The 17001-nt window shown below is 37.3% G+C and carries 16 protein-coding genes; 7 read left to right on the plus strand and 9 right to left on the minus strand.

The features are described from left to right. Positions 1-29 precede the first annotated feature (29 nt). The 5 genes from clpP to ABVM52_RS11205 form a co-directional block, all read right to left on the minus strand. Positions 30-710 carry an ATP-dependent Clp endopeptidase proteolytic subunit ClpP gene (gene clpP, locus ABVM52_RS11185; protein ID WP_405380503.1) on the minus strand — a complete coding sequence of 227 codons (681 nt, stop codon included), beginning with the start codon at positions 708-710 and terminating at the stop codon, positions 30-32. An 88-nt stretch (positions 711-798) separates the two neighbouring features. Beyond that, entirely contained in the window at positions 799-2121 is a 1323-nt protein-coding gene (gene tig, locus ABVM52_RS11190) for a trigger factor (RefSeq protein ID WP_405380505.1), read from the minus strand. Positions 2122-2221: 100 nt separating this feature from the next. Continuing rightward, positions 2222-2569 carry a phage holin family protein gene (locus ABVM52_RS11195; RefSeq protein ID WP_405380507.1) on the minus strand — a complete coding sequence of 116 codons (348 nt, stop codon included), beginning with the start codon at positions 2567-2569 and terminating at the stop codon, positions 2222-2224. Positions 2570-2639: 70 nt separating this feature from the next. After that, on the minus strand, positions 2640-3410 hold the full coding sequence (locus ABVM52_RS11200; protein WP_405380509.1) for an alpha/beta fold hydrolase: 771 nt from the start codon (positions 3408-3410) through the stop codon (positions 2640-2642). Next, positions 3407-4120 (minus strand): pyridoxine 5'-phosphate synthase, encoded by a 714-nt coding sequence (locus tag ABVM52_RS11205; protein WP_405380511.1) that lies wholly within the window; start codon positions 4118-4120, stop codon positions 3407-3409. The genes ABVM52_RS11200 and ABVM52_RS11205 overlap by 4 nt, the downstream gene beginning before the upstream one ends. A 92-nt stretch (positions 4121-4212) precedes the next feature. Here ABVM52_RS11205 and ABVM52_RS11210 point away from each other — a divergent pair, with 92 nt between their 5' ends. From ABVM52_RS11210 to ABVM52_RS11240, 7 genes are all read left to right on the plus strand, one after another. Then, positions 4213-4869, plus strand: coding sequence for a CBS domain-containing protein (locus ABVM52_RS11210; RefSeq protein WP_405380513.1), 657 nt, complete (start codon positions 4213-4215; stop codon positions 4867-4869). A 1-nt stretch (position 4870) separates the two neighbouring features. Further along, complete coding sequence (locus ABVM52_RS11215) at positions 4871-5752, plus strand: NAD kinase (RefSeq protein WP_405380515.1); 882 nt, start codon at positions 4871-4873, stop codon at positions 5750-5752. Between the two features lie 112 nt (positions 5753-5864). Next, the gene (locus ABVM52_RS11220) at positions 5865-6551 is read left to right on the plus strand and encodes a DUF6089 family protein (RefSeq protein ID WP_405380517.1); all 687 of its coding nucleotides are present in this window, start codon (positions 5865-5867) and stop codon (positions 6549-6551) included. A 6-nt stretch (positions 6552-6557) separates the two neighbouring features. Then, positions 6558-7298 (plus strand): isoprenyl transferase, encoded by a 741-nt coding sequence (locus tag ABVM52_RS11225; RefSeq protein ID WP_405380519.1) that lies wholly within the window; start codon positions 6558-6560, stop codon positions 7296-7298. Between the two features lie 4 nt (positions 7299-7302). Then, a complete protein-coding gene (locus ABVM52_RS11230) occupies positions 7303-9921 on the plus strand; it encodes an outer membrane protein assembly factor (RefSeq protein ID WP_405385121.1) in 2619 nt (872 codons plus the stop codon). Positions 9922-10024: 103 nt separating this feature from the next. Further along, positions 10025-10858, plus strand: coding sequence for an OmpH family outer membrane protein (locus tag ABVM52_RS11235; RefSeq protein ID WP_405385122.1), 834 nt, complete (start codon positions 10025-10027; stop codon positions 10856-10858). A gap of 53 nt (positions 10859-10911) precedes the next feature. Next, entirely contained in the window at positions 10912-11421 is a 510-nt protein-coding gene (locus tag ABVM52_RS11240) for an OmpH family outer membrane protein (RefSeq protein WP_405380521.1), read from the plus strand. 50 nt (positions 11422-11471) lie between these two features. On the opposite strand, the gene ABVM52_RS11245 is transcribed toward ABVM52_RS11240, so the two are convergent. The 4 genes from ABVM52_RS11245 to gcvP all read right to left on the minus strand — a co-directional run bounded on the left by ABVM52_RS11245 (position 11472) and on the right by gcvP (position 16938). Next, on the minus strand, positions 11472-12326 hold the full coding sequence (locus tag ABVM52_RS11245) for a glycosyltransferase (protein WP_405380523.1): 855 nt from the start codon (positions 12324-12326) through the stop codon (positions 11472-11474). 12 nt (positions 12327-12338) lie between these two features. Then, the gene (locus ABVM52_RS11250; protein WP_405380525.1) at positions 12339-12863 is read right to left on the minus strand and encodes a methyltransferase; all 525 of its coding nucleotides are present in this window, start codon (positions 12861-12863) and stop codon (positions 12339-12341) included. Between the two features lies 1 nt (position 12864). Then, positions 12865-13923: a 3-oxoacyl-ACP synthase III family protein gene (locus ABVM52_RS11255; RefSeq protein ID WP_405380526.1), complete on the minus strand. Its 1059-nt coding sequence runs from the start codon at positions 13921-13923 to the stop codon at positions 12865-12867. A gap of 162 nt (positions 13924-14085) precedes the next feature. Further along, positions 14086-16938 carry an aminomethyl-transferring glycine dehydrogenase gene (gcvP, locus tag ABVM52_RS11260; RefSeq protein ID WP_405380528.1) on the minus strand — a complete coding sequence of 951 codons (2853 nt, stop codon included), beginning with the start codon at positions 16936-16938 and terminating at the stop codon, positions 14086-14088. Between the last annotated feature and the right edge of the window lie 63 nt (positions 16939-17001).

Genomic DNA, 17001 nt, shown 5'->3' on the forward strand with positions numbered 1-17001 from the left:
AACAACTTAATTCAATACTTTGGTCGTAATTACTCCTTATCCCTTACTAAAATCTCATCGATCATGCCGTATTTAAGGGCTTCATCTGCCTTCATCCAATAATCGCGATCACTATCTTCACGAACTTTCTCAATATCCTTTCCAGAATGCTCGGAAATGATTTGATACAATTCATCTTTTAGCTTCAAAATTTCCCTAGCGGTAATTTCTATATCACTGGCTTGACCTTGTGCACCTCCCATTGGTTGGTGTATCATTACTCTTGAATGTTTTAATCCGCTACGTTTGTCCTTTTCTCCAGCACATAATAGTACAGCTCCCATAGAAGCGGCCATACCTGTACAGATAGTTGCTACATCTGGACTAATGAATTGCATGGTGTCATAGATACCTAGACCTGCATAAACACTTCCGCCTGGGGAATTAATGTAAATTTGAATATCTTTTTTAGCATCAACACTTGCTAAAAACAATAATTGGGCCTGAACTATATTGGCTACTTGGTCATTAATGCCCGTGCCAAGGAAAATGATGCGGTCCATCATTAAGCGAGAATAAACATCCATAGCTATGACATTCATTGATCTTTCTTCAATGATATTGGGGGTCATGTTCGTTGGGTACATGGTGCTCATGATAGCATCGTAATACGTACTACTGATCCCTTGGTCCTTTATAGCGAAATTCTTGAATTCTTTTCCGTAATCCATAAATGATATATCTGTTTTTTAGAGTAAAAAAAGGTGCCGAAAATTTTATTTCCGGCACCGTAAAGATACTTAATTTATTGTTTGGATTTTATCCGTAAACTTCTTTCACAAAGTTTTCGTATGTAACCTCTTTAACTTTAAGGTTTGCTTTTTCCTTATATAAATTCAATAATTTTTGACTCATTAATTGCTCAGAAAGTCTTTTTACTTCTTCTTGGTTTCCAAGTACACGTGCTGCAATGGTATCCAATTCTTCTTCCTTTGGATCTAATTGACCAAATTGAGCCATTTGCTGACGAATGAAACCTTTTGAAAATTCCTTTAATTCATCGAACTGGACTTGCAAATCGTTATCGCGAATTATTTTACCTTCTATCAACTGATAACGTAGACCTTTTTCAGATTTTTCGTATTCCTCCGTTGCTTGTTCTTCGGTCAATGGCTCTTCACCGGTCATTTGAATCCATTTGGTCAAGAAACCGGTAGGTAGTTCAAACTTGGTGTTCTCAATAAAATATTCCGTAACGTCGTTCAACAATTTTTGGTCTGCTTGTTGCTCAAATTGTTTTTCAGAATCTTCTTTTATGCGTTCCTTTAATTCTTTTTCAGATTTAACACTGTCAGGTCCAAAAAGCTTATCGAATAATTCTTGATTTAATTCTGCAGCTTCACGCTCGTTGATTTCCGTAATCTTAAAGGTTACTTCAACATCTAGTTTTTCTGCTTTTTGCTTATCAATTCCTAAAACACTTGCTAGTGTATGGTCTTCCTTGAAAAGACCTTTTGTTTTTAGGGTTACCTCATCACCAACCTTCTTCCCGACCAAGGCGTCAACTGCTTTTTTGCTTTTAAGTTGGTCAACCTCTAATAAGGCCGTTGTGTTGATTTCTTCCTCTTCATTGATCACAGACCCACTTACTTCATCTTTTTTACTGACCACATCCTTATTTACAAGTTTTCCGTACTGCTTTTGAATACGCTCAACTTGTTCGTCTACCATTTTCTTGTCCGCAACAATTTTATATTGCGTAATGGCTTTTTTGGTTTTTAAAGGCACCTCAAAACTTGGGGCTAAACCTAGTTCAAACTCAAAAGCCAATTCTTCTTGGTCCCAGTCAAAATTGTCTTGTTGTTTTGGAAGTGGATTCCCAAGAACGTCCAATTTTTCCTCGGTAAGGTATTTATTAAGGTTGTCTTGCAACAATTTATTTACTTCATCAACCAAAACGGCTTTACCATATTGCTTTTTAATTAGGCCCATTGGTACTTGGCCTTTTCTAAAACCAGGTATATTGGCCTGTTTTTTGTAATCCTTTAATATGGTATCTACCTTGTCTTGGTAATCATCTTTTGTGATAGCAACTTTAACTACTGCATTTAAATCGTCTATCTGCTCTTTAGTAATATTCATTCCTTAATATCTATTTGCATGTGTAAAATGGGATGCAAAAATACTACATTTTATAAACTCAGCCAATTTTTTAAAGTATTGAATTTCAAAACAAAAGCAACTATGCCTTGTCCTCTTTTAACAAGGTAAAAAAGATAGATTGTAAAAAGGAAAGTAACAGGCTAAAAATCAAAGCCCACCATATATTTCCAACGGCAAATCCGTCTATTAGCTTATCTGCCAATAAAATAATAATTGCATTTATGATAAGCAGAAAAAGGCCTAAAGTAAGGATTGTTACGGGCAAGGTCAGAATTACAAGAATAGGTTTTATCAAAATATTCAATAAACTTAAGACCACAGCCACGATGACTGCCGTCATAAAAGTGTCTACGGATACATTGGGTAAAACATGGGCCAATATCAAAACTGCCAAAGCGCTTAAAAGTATTCTTAATACTAATTTCATAATGTTATTTGTTATAAATGTTAAGCCTATATCCGTAATTTACTAAAACAATTGCTAAGCCTTGTCAATATTAATTGAAAAATACCAAGGATTTGCTAAGAAATTGTGTTGGGTTCTCAGCGTGTAACCAATGTCCGGCATTTTCTATTGTTTGTATTTTGGCCTTGGGGAAATGACGGTATATTGCCTCATTGTCATTATCGGTAATATATTCCGACCGGTCGCCCCTTAAGAATAGAGTAGGTCCGTTAAAGCTTTCAGTGCTGCTAATATTGTCTCCAATTTCCTCCATTTTTTCACTTAGTACAGCTAAATTAAATTTAAAGCAAAGTTTTTTATTTTCATCCCTGTCCAAGTTTTTTAGCAAGAACTGTCTTATACCTGTATTTGAAATATGTTTTTTCAACTGTTCATCCGCATCCTTTCTGGATTTTAAATTCGTGGTGTCCACCGCATTTAAACCGTTGATTATTTCCTGATGGTGTGGTGGGTAGAATTTGGGTGCAATATCCGCCACCAATAGTTTTTCCATACGCTCTGGATAAGAACATGCAAATTGCATAGCGGTCTTTCCGCCCATGGAGTGGCCTATAACATTGGTCTTTTCTATATGATGATGGTCAAGATAATTTAATAGGTCGTTGGATAATATATCGTAATTAAAATCTGGCGAATGAAAACTTTTGCCATGGTTGCGTTGGTCAATTAAATGAACGCAAAATCCGTTATCGGCAAAAGAATTACCTAGGGTTTTCCAATTGTCCAACATGCCCAAAAATCCATGTAAAATACATAGTGGCCTGCCTTCTCCTATTATAACCGAGTTTAAAAGTGGTGTCATTTTAGTCTGTGTAAATACATGTTCACTACATTTTCCAAGCCAAGATAAAGTGCTTCGCAGATAAGTGCGTGACCTATGGAAACTTCTTTAAGATTTGGAATGTTCTTGGCAAAATATTCAATATTGTCAAGACTTAGGTCGTGGCCTGCATTGATTTCAACGCCTAGTTCATTGGCACGTGTGGCGGCATTGACAAATGGTTCAATGGCTTTCTCTTTGTTTTTTGGGTACAAATTGGCATAACTTTCCGTGTAAAGTTCAATACGGTCTGTACCAATAATTTTGGCACCTTCTACCATTTTTGGGTCCGGGTCTACAAAGATTGATGTTCGTATACCTTCCTGTTTAAAGGTATTGATGACATCGGTTAGAAAATCCTTGTATTTAATCGTATTCCACCCGGCATTGGAGGTAATTGCGTCTACAGAGTCGGGCACCAAGGTTACCTGTTCCGGTTTTATTTCCAACACCAGGTCAATAAATTTGGTAATAGGGTTGCCCTCAATATTAAATTCTGTAGTGACCAATTGTTTTAAATCCTTGGCATCTTTATATTTTATATGACGTTCGTCCGGTCTTGGGTGAATGGTTATACCTTGTGCACCAAAATCCTCCAAGTCTTTAGCAACCTTTAATAAGTCAGGAACATTGCCTCCTCTTGCGTTCCTTAGAGTTGCTATCTTGTTCACATTAACGCTAAGTTTTGTCATTATGTCTTATTTAACTTTTAGGAGCCTCAAAAATACGAATAAGGCACACCTTTTGATATTATTAATTGTTATTTTGCGTTATATATTAGCCTATGCATATTCAAGAACATATTATTACGAACATTCCGGTATTTGAAATCAAGGACACCTTTGAGAAGGTGTTGGAGTTTTTTCAGGACACTACATATTCACATATTGCGGTTGTAGAAGATGGTAGATTCTTAGGTGTTTTTTCAGAAAACGACTCTGAAGCCCTGCTTCCCAATACCAAAATAGAGCAGTTTAGATATGAATTGGATGGCTTTTTTGTGCGTAGGGATACCAATTGGTTAGATGTGTTAGAGAGTTTTGCTAGAAATGAAACCAATATTTTACCTATTTTAAGTGAAAAGGAAGAGGTGCTAGGTTATTATGATTTAAGTGATATTGTTACCGTTTTTATAGACACCCCTTTTTTTACGGACCCAGGCAGTATCTTGGTCGTAGCTACGGGTATCAATGATTATTCCTTTAGTGAAATTGCCCAAATTGTAGAAAGTAACAATGCCAAGTTGATCGGTGGTTTTATAACCGATACCCAAAATGATATCATTCAAGTAACATTAAAAATTACCACTAATAACTACAATAAGGTGGTTCAGACATTTAGAAGGTATAATTATCATATATTATTCGGTAATAGTGACGATCAGTTTTTGGAAGACCTTAAGGACCGTTCTGACTATTTGGATAAATATTTAAATGTCTAGTATGAAAGTAGCCATTTATGGTCAAACCTATCAAGACAATGCAATAGAATATCTAGTAGAATTGCTGGATGAGTTGGATAAAGAAAACGCCATTGTTGCCATAGAGGAAGATTTTTACCAATTGTATAAAGAGGGGGATGCTTCTAACTCATATGCCACTTTCAATTTAAATAAGGGGCTGGATACTTCTTTTGATATGTTCGTAAGTTTTGGGGGTGATGGTACAATCCTTAGGGCAACCACTTTTGTTCGTGACTTGGGTATTCCTATTGTAGGGGTCAATACGGGCCGGTTGGGATTTCTTTCTACTTTTAAGAAAGAGGATGTCAGAAAAGTGGTCCAAGAATTTAAGCAAGGTGCCTATACCGTAGTTGAGCGTAGCTTGGTACAGCTAAATACCCAAAAATTAGATAAGGAATTTGGACAACTTAATTTTGCACTTAATGAAATTACGGTAAGTAGAAAAGATACCACCTCTATGATTACCGTAGAGACCTTTTTAAATAACGAATATTTAACTTCATACTGGGCAGATGGCCTTATTATTTCAACACCAACAGGTTCTACCGGGTATTCCTTAAGTTGCGGTGGGCCGGTTATAGTACCTACAGCAAAATCCTTGGTGCTTACACCAATTGCACCTCATAATCTTAATGCTAGACCGTTGGTAATTTCAGATGACACTATTATTCGGTTAAAGGTGTCCGGTAGGGAGGAGAATCATTTGGTGTCACTGGACTCTAGAATTGCTTCATTGGAGAACGGGGAGGAAATTACCATAAGAAAAGCTTCTTTTACTATTAAAATGATAGAGTACACTTCAGAAAGTTTTTTAAAAACCCTTAGAAACAAATTGCTTTGGGGAGAGGATAGAAGAAATTGAACTCGGTTTAAAACAATAAATAAATCTAAACGCTGTTTATCCATTGTGAACAATCTTTTGTTCAGGAATCTAGGTAGAATAGGTTCTGGGCATCAACTGCAAATATTATTTTATGCGTTATATAGCGTTATTAATGCTACTTTTTTCAATAAGCGGCATGCAATCACAAACTTATGAAGTAGGTGTTTTTGCCGGTGGAGCCAATACTATTGGTGATGTTGGAAAAACCAATTATATATTACCGTCTGATATAGCCGTTGGGGGACTATTTAAATGGAACAAAAGCAAACGCTATGCGTGGCGTGCCAGTTTAATGTATGGGCAGTTTACCGCAGACGATAACAAATCCAGTTCAGCGGCAAGACAACAGCGTGGGTATGTTGTAGATAATCATATCTTGGAAGGTTCCGTTGGTCTGGAGTTTAACTTTGTAGATTATAATCTTCATAAACTGGGCCCTGCATTTACTCCTTATCTGTATACGGGACTAACCTATTTTAGATATGACTATGAATATTTTAATGGGGGAGTTTTACAGGAAATTAATCAAAAAGATGGTAGTTTTGCCGTGCCAATTACTGCGGGTTTTAAGTATCGTATTAATCAGTTTCTTATTTTTGGGGCAGAAATAGGGGCAAGGTATACCTTTACGGACAACTTGGATGCCAGCAATCCAAGAGGTTCTAACTATGAGGATTTTCAGTTTGGAAATATTTTTAGTGATGATTGGTATGTTTTTTCTGGTTTGACATTGACCTATACTTTTGGCAGAAAGCCCTGTATGGATTGTTTTGAGTAAATAAACATGAGCACAATTAACGAGATTGATAAATTAAACGTTCCCAAACATCTGGCCATAATTATGGATGGTAACGGTAGATGGGCCAAAGAACGTGGAAAGCTTAGGGTTTTTGGTCATGAGCATGGTGTAAAAACCGTTAGAATAGTCGTTGAGGAATGTGCGCAGTTGGGAATAGATTTTTTAACTTTATACACGTTTTCTACGGAAAATTGGAATCGGCCAAAGGTTGAAGTGCAGACACTTATGCGGCTTTTAGTGTCCTCTTTAAGAAAAGAACTTAAATCTTTTAACAAAAATAACATCCGCCTAAACACTATTGGTAATATTGAAGCCCTACCCTCAAAAGCCTATAAGGAATTGATTGAGGTAATGGACCAAACTAAGCAAAATACAGGCATGACCCTAACTTTGGCACTTAGTTACGGCGCACGTGAAGAACTGCAGTCCGCGGTAAAAGCTATTAGTACCAAAGTTAAAAATAATATAATTTCAATTGAAAATATTGACGAAACCATTATAAATAACCATCTTTACACGCACAATTTACCAGACGTGGACTTGCTTATCCGTACTAGTGGAGAACATCGGATCAGCAATTTTTTATTATGGCAAATTGCATATGCCGAGTTATACTTTATTGATGTATTTTGGCCAGATTTTAGAGAACACCATTTGGTGGAGGCTATTAAAAATTACCAGAACAGAGAACGAAGATTTGGAAAAACTAGCGAACAACTCACTTAAAGATATGACCAGGTTCATATCCTTGAACCACATTTTATCCACCTTTTTATTTTTAATTTCCCTAACTACCGTGGCACAGGAAACTTCCTATGAAGACGGTAAAAGTTATATTTTGGGCGGATTGGAAGTAACCGGGTTAGAAAGTTATAACGAACAAACGGTAAAGACCTATACCGGTCTTAGAGTTGGCCAACCTATCACCTTGCCCGGAGAACAGATTAGCGAGGTTATTAAGAAGTTATGGGGTCTTGAGCTATTTAGTGAAATAGAATTTTATATTACCAATATAGAAGGTAATAATGTCTTCTTGGAGCTGAATATCATTGAGCGCCCTACATTGACCAACGTTACTTTTTACGGTGTAAAAAAAGGTAAAATAGATGGGTTGATCAAAGATACCGATCTTAAAAAAGGTAAAAAGATTACAGAAAGCCTTATCGCCAATTCTAAAAATTACATTACCAATAAATACAAGAAGCAGGGATATTTAAATGCCCAGGTCAATATTGCGACCGCCAAGGATACTTCTGAGACCAACGCCCAAAGTATGGTCGTTAATGTAAAAAAAGGAGACAAGGTAAAGATTCGTGAAATTGTGTTCACGGGCAATGAAGAGTTAAAGGATAAAAAATTACGTAAGGCATTAAAGAATACCAAGGAAAAGAAGTTTGGTAGATTTTGGAAAAAATCAAAATATATCCAAGAGGACTATAAGGAAGATCTAGGATTATTGGTCGATAAATTTGCGGAAAATGGTTTTCGTGATGCCAGGGTAATTTCAGATAGTGTGGTTAAGGTCGATGAAAATAATATTGATCTTCATATAAAAGTTGAAGAAGGCGACAAGTATTATTTTGGTGATATTGATTTTGTGGGGAACACCGTTTATACCGATCGTCAATTGAACCAAGTCTTGGGGATTAAAAAAGGAGATACGTATAACGGGGTATTGCTAAGGGAACGTATTGCTGATAATTCCAAGCCAGATCCATCAGATGTTACTAGCTTATATCAAAATAATGGATATCTTTTTTCTACAATAAACCCTGTAGAAATTTCTGCGGCCAATGACACCATAGATTTTGAAATACGGATTATAGAAGGTAAGGAAACCTTTCTAAACCATGTTACGGTCAGTGGTAACGATAAGACCAATGATCACGTAATTTATCGTGAGTTACGTACCCGCCCAGGTCAAAAATATAATAAATCGGACATTATTAGAAGTATCAGGGAATTGGGGCAACTTGGTTTTTTTGATGCGGAACAGATTACACCAGACGTTTTGAACGCCAACCCTAATGATGGTACTGTTGATCTTGCTTGGAGTTTGGTAGAGTCAGGATCTAGCCAGATAGAGTTGCAAGGTGGATATGGCGGCGGTGGTTTTATAGGTACATTAGGTTTGTCCTTTAGTAATTTTTCCATACAGAATTTATTCAAGGGCGAAAAGTATAAACCTGTGCCAATGGGTGATGGTCAGACATTCGCACTTAGATTACAGGCAAGTAGAACCTTTAGGGTATATAGTTTAAATTTCTCCGAGCCTTGGTTGGGTGGTAAGAAGCCGGTTCGTTTTAACTTAAGTGTCTCTAGAACGCAGCAATTTGCAGCTTCCTATGGAAGTAATGGTAATATTGATATCAATAAAGATCAACAATTTTCTATTACTGGGGTAACAGCAGGATTGGCAAAACGTGTACAATGGCCAGATGACTTTTTTACCATTTCACATTCTTTAGGGTATCAGTTATATGATTTTAGAAACTATAATATAGGATTGTTCAATTTTGGTAACGGTAAGGCAAATTCCTTGGCATATACTTTTGGTATTTCCAGAAGTTCACAGGGTCCTAGCCGTATTTTTCCAACTTCTGGATCTACGTTTGAACTAACGGGTAAATTTACGCCTCCTTATTCCTTGTTTAGCGATAAGGATTTTAAAGCATTAAAAGAGCGTTCAGAAGAACTTACTGAATTACAAGCGGAGCGTAGAAGCCTTGGACAGACATTGACCGCAAGCGAAACCAAGGAATTGGAAGATTCAGATCAAGAACGTTTTAGGCTTTTGGAATATTACAAGATTAAATTTAAGGGCGATTGGTATACAACTTTAGTGGATAAATTGGTCCTTAGGTCAAATGCGGAGTTTGGATTTTTAGGTAGTTACAATAGTAATATTGGTGATGTTCCTTTTGAACGATTCTTTGTAGGTGGTGATGGTCTTGGTAACTTTACATTAGATGGTAGGGACGTAGTACAACTAAGAGGGTATGACAATCAAGCTTTAACACCGGTAGACCCTATTACGGGTCAACAAGATGGTGGTTTAATTTACAATAAGTTCTCATTGGAGTTACGTTACCCCTTAACTTTAAAACCTTCTGCATCTATCTACGGACTTGCATTTTTAGAGGGAGGTAACTCTTTCAACAATTTTCAGGAGTTTAATCCGTTTCAATTAAAACGATCGGCCGGTGTGGGGCTGCGGATCTTTATGCCGGCATTTGGTTTGCTGGGTATTGATTTTGGTTACGGATTTGATGAAGATCTTAGACCGCAATCGGCAGGACAAGGTCCTAGCGGTTGGCAAACTCACTTCATAATTGGTCAACAGTTTTAATTTTTACGACAATATTAAATATCTTGCACACGCTAATCCTTTCATTTTTAAAGATTAAGTAGTTTTGGCACGATATTTTCTATAAGATTAAACGATATCAATGATGAGTACAAAAACAAACATCTTTTTTCTGATAACGGTCATGTTGATGACCACTGTAGCAATGGCACAGCGTGGCGTTAGGATAGCCTATGTAGATATGGAATATATTCTAGAGAACGTTGAGGAATACCGTGATGCTACGGAGCAATTAGAGACCAAGGTGCAACGTTGGAAAGTAGATGTAGAACAGAAACAGAGTGTCGTAGAGCAAATGAAGAAAGATTTAATGGCAGAGAAGGTATTGCTTACACCTGAATTGATTGCTGAACGTGAGGAAGAAATTCAGATATTGGAACGCGAGATGATCGAGTATCAACAAGATCGTTTTGGACCGCAGGGAGATTTGGTTTTACAAAAACGTAGGCTTATACAACCTATACAAGATCAAGTGTTCAATGAAGTACAAAAAATAGGTGCAAATAAAAAGTATGATTTTATTTTTGATAAATCTGCGGATGTTGTAATGTTGTATTCTGAAAAAAGACATGATATCAGCGATATAGTCTTAAGAGGAATTGCAAGGACAAGAAAAGTTAGTGCACCGTCTAAAAAAGCTAATGATAGATTAGATGCTTTTCAAGATGAAGATGCGGTAGATGAAGAGGAAATAAGCGAAGCATTGCAAGAACGTTTGGACAAAGCAAATGAAGCAGCGGCAGCAAGAGAGAAGACAGCGGCAGATACTAGGGCAGAACAGCTTAAATTACGTGAGGAGCGAAAGAAAGCTTATGAAGAGCGAAGGAAAAAATTATTGGAAGAGCGTGAAGCTAAAAAACAACAAAAATTAAAAGAAAGAAATAGAGATACCGAAAAAGATGATAGCGGTACTATTTAAATAGGTTTATTAACCATAAAATTAACACTCAAATTAGATTTAAATTAGAACTCATGAAACAAGTAAAACAAATAGTAGTAGCCTTATTGTTGTTCGTAGCAACAACAAGTTTCGTAAATGCACAAAGTAAAGTTGCGCATATTGATGTTACTCAATTATTAGCGGCAATGCCAGAAATGAAAGCTGCAGAAGCCGAATTAAAGAAATTACAAGAAACCTATAATGCCGATATTCAAGCCTCAATGACAGAATTGCGTAACAAGTTTACCCAATACCAAAATGAAGCTGCCTCTAAGTCTAAAGAAGAAAATGATAAGAGAGCAATAGAATTACAAGGTTATGAAAAAAATATAGGTGAAGCTCAACAAGCTGCACAACAAGAATTTCAAAAGAAACAAGCAGAATTGTTTGCTCCAATTTCAGAAAAAGCGAAAGCAGCTATAGAACAAGTAGCAGCTGCCCAAGGTTTTGATTATGTTATTGATGCACAAGCAGGTGGTGGCTTGATCGTTGCCAAAGGCAAAGACCTTTTACCTGATGTAAAAAAGCAATTAGGTTTCTAAACCAAACCATATAAATAGTATTAAAAAGCCATCGGGAACGATGGCTTTTTTTATGGGAATATTTTTCTTTTAATGTTTTTCCAACGTAATTTTCTAATGAACGTGCCTTCTTCCTTATTAACAATATAAGGGGTATTAGAAGTAGTGGCATTTGTAAAACCAACCATATTGTTCCAAAAAGATGAAAATGACTTACTCTTAATGGCCATTTTTACGGAAGCGATAATGCTTAGAAGCAAGCCGTATCGCATAGAAAACATTGCTTTACCCTGCAACTGTTTGGCTTTTTGGTTATACGCCTTTCCTGTAGGCCTTAAGTGCTTTACATGCAATGATGTGTCCGTTAAAAGGGTAAACCCGTGATATTTTGCCAAAAGTTCATCTACGGTATCCCATCCCATGGCATTTTTAATGCCGCCAATTGCTAAAAAACAGGGTTTGGAATAAGCCTTTAATGCTCCGCGAATATGATCTTTGTTCATAGGGTGGTTCAACAACCATTCACCCGAACCGTTTTGCTCATATATAAATCCACCACATATTCCTAAATTAGGATTTTTTATAAAGTGATTGCAGACGGATTGAAAATACTGTTTCGGTAAAATTAGGTCGGCATCAAGTTTTACAATAAAATCATAGGCACCATCTAAGATTGCCAAACCTTGGTTAAAGGCATTGACTACTTTGCTGCCGGGCATATGCTCTGTGGAGGAAACAATGTTCAATTTGTGGAAAAAAGAGTGTTTTTCTACAAAATGGTCAATAATTGTTTCTGTATTATCCGTAGAATTATCATTGACGAGTATCACTTTTTTAGGAGGAAGGGTCTGGAGCACAATAGAGGTTAATGTACGCTCTAAATAGTCCTCTTCATTGTGTATGGGAATAACGATATAGTAATCCATAACTAACAATATCTAATGCTTTCTAGTAGCGTAAACAATATAGTATCTAGGGGTAAAATAGCGGAGAAGCGGTCTAATTCCAAGTTTTTTTACCGGATTGGTCCATTTTTGACTATCCTGAATTTCCCATCCGGCTTTTTCCAATAACCAGTTGAATTGCCAATCTTCAAATTCGTGGTAATGCCTGTCCCATTTATCCGTTTTACTTCTATAAGCAGGTGAAAACCATAATTTCAAGGGTATGCTGGCAACAAGTTTATCCGCTTTTATATTGGACAATACATTTAAAGGCGCCAATAGATGTTCAAAAATTTCAAAAGCGGTAACAACTTCCGCATCAGAATCAAGTACTGCAGAGAAGTCGAAATCCAAGTCCTCTCCATTCGTATTTTTCACCGTATATCCCTGTTCTAGCATGATCTGCGAAAACGGATTTTCAACACCCAAATCCAAAATAGGTTCATTTGTATTTATGTGCTTTTGTAAAAAATGCAGTGTATGTTTAAATCGTTTATTGGGAAAGCTTTTTTCGTACATTTTAAATTCTGTAAACCATTGCATTGACGTTCATGCCTGCGCCAACACTTGCAAAGATAACAACATCTCCTTTGGTTATACCGTGATTTTCCATTTTACCGCTTTTCACCATATCAAATAAAGTTGGTATCGTGGCAACGGAGCTATTACCCAATTTAGAAATACTCATGGGCATAATACCTTCTGGCATTTGCATATCATAAACTCTGTAAAAGCGCTTTAAAATAGCCTCGTCCATTTTTTCATTGGCTTGATGAATAAATACTTTTTTCACCTTTTCTATTGGGGTGTTGCTCTTTGCCAAACATTCTGCCATGGCTTGTGGTACATGGGTTACGGCAAACTCATAAATTTTTCTACCGTACATTTTTATGTACTTCGTGGGGTCATTTAGGTTCTTATTGTAACTAGTGCCAAAGAATAAGTAGTTGGCCTCATCAATGGCAAATGTGGCGGACTCATGCGCCAATATTTCTCCACTATTCTCCTTTTTTTCAACAATGGTGGCACCCGCACCATCTGAATATATCATAGAATCGCGGTCAAAATCATCTACAATTCTCGATAAAGTTTCCGCACCGATCACCAAACATTTATTGGCAATACCACTTTTAATAAAAGCATTTGCCTGTATCATTCCTTCTAACCACCCAGGGCAGCCAAATAATAGGTCATAGGCAACACATTTTGGGTTTTTAATTTGTAATTGATGCTTTACCCGTGTTGCTAAACTGGGTAAGGTGTCTCCTTGCTTGTGACCATATGATATGTCACCAAAGTTATGGGCCACTATAATATAATCCAGTGTTTCTTTGTCTATTTGGGCATCTGCTATAGCTTTTTCCGCAGCAAAATAAGCAAGATTAGAAGCGGTATATTTTTTATCCGCATACTTTCTTTCCTCAATACCTGTTATGGCCTTAAATTTTTCAATTATAACGTCATTCTTATGATTAAACGGGCTACCGTCTAAATTGAGAAAGTTATGATTGTTAAAGTCTGAATTTTTAATTGTTAGGGATGGAATATAACTGCCTGTACCGGTAATTGCTATGCTCATTGTGTTCTCTAGTTTATTAAGAAATTTAATGAACTGGATTCAATTATTTTATGCATGCATAATAAATATTACGATGTCCATAAAGCAAAATTTATGATGACTACTAACAAAAAAGCCTTTTCGATTAATCAAAAAGGCTTTGGTAAGTACTGAAAACACTGTTTATTCAATATCTGCGTATGCCTCAATTGGGGCGCAGGTACAGATTAAATTACGATCTCCATAGGCATCATCAACCCTTCTTACTGCAGGCCAAAATTTATTTTCCCTTAAATAAGGTAAAGGAAATGCCGCTTTTTGTCTTGAGTAAGGGAAAGGCCATTCGTCCCCGGTCGTCATATCCAAAGTATGTGGAGCATTCTTGAGTATATTATCTGACGTTTCATTAGAACTTTCATCAATCTCTGCTCTAATGGAAATCATGGCATCGCAAAACCTATCCAGTTCTTCAAGATTTTCACTTTCTGTAGGCTCTATCATTACCGTACCTGCAACAGGGAATGAGACGGTGGGGGCATGGAAGCCATAATCCATAAGTCTTTTGGCAATATCCGTTACTTCTATACCATTTTGTTTAAAAGGTCTACAGTCAATGATCATTTCATGGGCGGCCCTGCCTTTTTCCCCGGTATAAAGAACATCAAACTTACCACTTAAGCGTTGTTTAATGTAATTAGCGTTTAATATGGCAATTTTTGTAGAATGGGTCAATCCTTGTTCACCCAACATTTTAATATAAGCGTAGGAAATTAGACAGGCCAATGAACTACCCCAAGGTGCCGCTGAAATTGCGGTAATGGCATTTTCACCACCTGTAGCTATTACGGGGTTGCCCGGTAAAAATGGCACCAATTGTGGGGCTACGCAAATTGGGCCAACTCCTGGTCCGCCTCCTCCATGGGGAATGGCAAAAGTTTTGTGCAAGTTTAAGTGACATACATCTGCACCTATCATGCCCGGGTTGGTCAATCCTACCTGTGCATTCATATTGGCACCATCCATATACACTTGACCTCCATGGTCATGTATTAATTTTGTAATTTGTTTAATAGAGGATTCAAATACACCGTGGGTAGATGGGTAAGTCACCATCAAAGCTGCTAATTTGTCTGAATGTAGCTTTGCTTTTTCTTCAAGGTCTGTAACATCAATGTTACCTTTATCATCAGTTTTGGTAACAATTACTTTCATACCGGCCATAACCGCAGATGCGGGATTTGTACCATGGGCAGAAGAGGGAATTAAACAAATATTACGTTCAGAATCTCCTCTAGATTCATGATATGCCCTAATGGCCATTAACCCTGCATATTCTCCTTGAGCCCCTGAATTAGGCTGTAAAGAGGTGTCTGCAAATCCTGTAATAACGGATAGGTCTTTTGCCAATTCTTTTAATACAATTTGATATCCTTCTGCTTGCTCAACGGGCACGAACGGGTGAATGTTTCCCCAATTGGTCATACTTAACGGAAGCATTTCCGTAGCAGCATTCAACTTCATGGTGCAGCTTCCCAAGGAAATCATACTATGGTTCAAAGCAAGGTCCTTACGCTCCAATGTTTTTATATAGCGCATTAATTCTGTTTCTGAATGATAGGAATTAAAGACTTTATTTTCCATAAAACTGCTGGTTCTACGCAATTGGTGGGGAATAGCGGTCTCATTGATTAGTTTTGTAACCTCTACCGACTTTTTTTCCAGAGCTTTGGAGAAAATGGTAAGAATTTGATTGATATCCTTCAAAGACGTTGCTTCATTGACCGCTATGGATATCGTATCGTTATCAATATATAAGAAATTTACCTCGTGTTTTTCTGCTATAGGCCTTACTTTATTGGCATCGGTTTTTACGGTAATCGTATCAAAATATGCCGTATTGGTTTGGTACAAGCCTAACTTTTCTAAAGCATCTGTCAACGTTACAGCGGTGGTATGTACTTTATTGGCAATGTACTTTAATCCTTTTGGGCCGTGATATACGCCATACATGCCCGCCATTACCGCCAATAGAACTTGTGCCGTGCATATATTGGATGTAGCCTTATCTCTTTTTATATGTTGTTCACGTGTTTGCAGCGCCATACGCAATGCAGGTTTGCCATCAGTATCTTTGGTCACCCCAATTATACGACCAGGAATACTTCTTTTATATACTTCCTTGGTTGCGAAATAAGCCGCGTGAGGGCCGCCATAACCTAAGGGAATTCCAAAACGTTGTGTGGTGCCAACGACTACATCTACACCAAACTCCCCCGGAGGGGTCAGCATGACTAGACTTAAGATGTCTGCAGCTACCGCTACTTTAATATCATTGGATTTGGCATTGGAAACAAATGCCGCATAATCGTTCACCTGTCCGTATTTACCAGGATATTGTAATAAAGCTCCGTAAAAATCGCTATCAAAATTAAACTCCTCATGATTGCCGATTACCAATTCAATTCCTAAAGGCGTGGAGCGGGTCTTTAATAACGAAAGTGTTTGTGGTAGTATTTCTTCGGATACAAAGAATTTTAGGATATTGTTCTTTTTTTGTTCCCTGCTACGTACGTCATATAACATGGTCATGGCCTCTGCTGCAGCCGTACTTTCATCCAATAACGAGGCATTGGCCAGTTCCATACCGGTCAAATCCGTTACAATGGTCTGGAAGTTTAATAATGCCTCTAATCTACCCTGGGCAATTTCTGCTTGGTACGGGGTGTACGCCGTATACCAACCTGGGTTTTCAAGAATATTTCTTTTTATGACGGATGGGGTGAGACTTTCATGATAGCCCAAACCAATATAGGTGCGAAAAACTTTGTTCTTTTTAGATAGTGCCTCTATATGTGCCAAATATCTATGTTCGCTTAAAGGTTCGTCTAAATCTAGGGGTTCTTTCAGCCTAATATCTTCCGGTATGGTTTCGTAAATGAGCTGTTCCAAATTATCGACACCAACGGTATCGAGCATGTGTTTTAAGTTTTCTTCCCTGATGCCGATATGGCGCAGTGCAAACACGTCAGTCTTCATAGATAGTATTGTTATATATGGTACAAAATTACCAAATAAATATGGGTATTTAAGGCGGTTTGA

The sequence above is a fragment of the Maribacter sp. LLG6340-A2 genome, from assembly GCF_045057105.1.
GTDB lineage: Bacteria > Bacteroidota > Bacteroidia > Flavobacteriales > Flavobacteriaceae > Maribacter.

What these genes read in the sequence shown, in the direction of transcription:
- clpP (WP_405380503.1), bottom strand. Translation starts at nt 710, where the DNA reads ATGGATTACGGAAAAGAATTCAAGAATTTCGCTATAAAGGACCAAGGG.
- tig (WP_405380505.1), bottom strand. Translation starts at nt 2,121, where the DNA reads ATGAATATTACTAAAGAGCAGATAGACGATTTAAATGCAGTAGTTAAA.
- ABVM52_RS11195 (WP_405380507.1), bottom strand. Translation starts at nt 2,569, where the DNA reads ATGAAATTAGTATTAAGAATACTTTTAAGCGCTTTGGCAGTTTTGATA.
- ABVM52_RS11200 (WP_405380509.1), bottom strand. Translation starts at nt 3,410, where the DNA reads ATGACACCACTTTTAAACTCGGTTATAATAGGAGAAGGCAGGCCACTA.
- ABVM52_RS11205 (WP_405380511.1), bottom strand. Translation starts at nt 4,120, where the DNA reads ATGACAAAACTTAGCGTTAATGTGAACAAGATAGCAACTCTAAGGAAC.
- ABVM52_RS11210 (WP_405380513.1), top strand. Translation starts at nt 4,213, where the DNA reads ATGCATATTCAAGAACATATTATTACGAACATTCCGGTATTTGAAATC.
- ABVM52_RS11215 (WP_405380515.1), top strand. Translation starts at nt 4,871, where the DNA reads ATGAAAGTAGCCATTTATGGTCAAACCTATCAAGACAATGCAATAGAA.
- ABVM52_RS11220 (WP_405380517.1), top strand. Translation starts at nt 5,865, where the DNA reads ATGCGTTATATAGCGTTATTAATGCTACTTTTTTCAATAAGCGGCATG.
- ABVM52_RS11225 (WP_405380519.1), top strand. Translation starts at nt 6,558, where the DNA reads ATGAGCACAATTAACGAGATTGATAAATTAAACGTTCCCAAACATCTG.
- ABVM52_RS11230 (WP_405385121.1), top strand. Translation starts at nt 7,303, where the DNA reads ATGACCAGGTTCATATCCTTGAACCACATTTTATCCACCTTTTTATTT.
- ABVM52_RS11235 (WP_405385122.1), top strand. Translation starts at nt 10,025, where the DNA reads ATGAGTACAAAAACAAACATCTTTTTTCTGATAACGGTCATGTTGATG.
- ABVM52_RS11240 (WP_405380521.1), top strand. Translation starts at nt 10,912, where the DNA reads ATGAAACAAGTAAAACAAATAGTAGTAGCCTTATTGTTGTTCGTAGCA.
- ABVM52_RS11245 (WP_405380523.1), bottom strand. Translation starts at nt 12,326, where the DNA reads ATGGATTACTATATCGTTATTCCCATACACAATGAAGAGGACTATTTA.
- ABVM52_RS11250 (WP_405380525.1), bottom strand. Translation starts at nt 12,863, where the DNA reads ATGTACGAAAAAAGCTTTCCCAATAAACGATTTAAACATACACTGCAT.
- ABVM52_RS11255 (WP_405380526.1), bottom strand. Translation starts at nt 13,923, where the DNA reads ATGAGCATAGCAATTACCGGTACAGGCAGTTATATTCCATCCCTAACA.
- gcvP (WP_405380528.1), bottom strand. Translation starts at nt 16,938, where the DNA reads ATGAAGACTGACGTGTTTGCACTGCGCCATATCGGCATCAGGGAAGAA.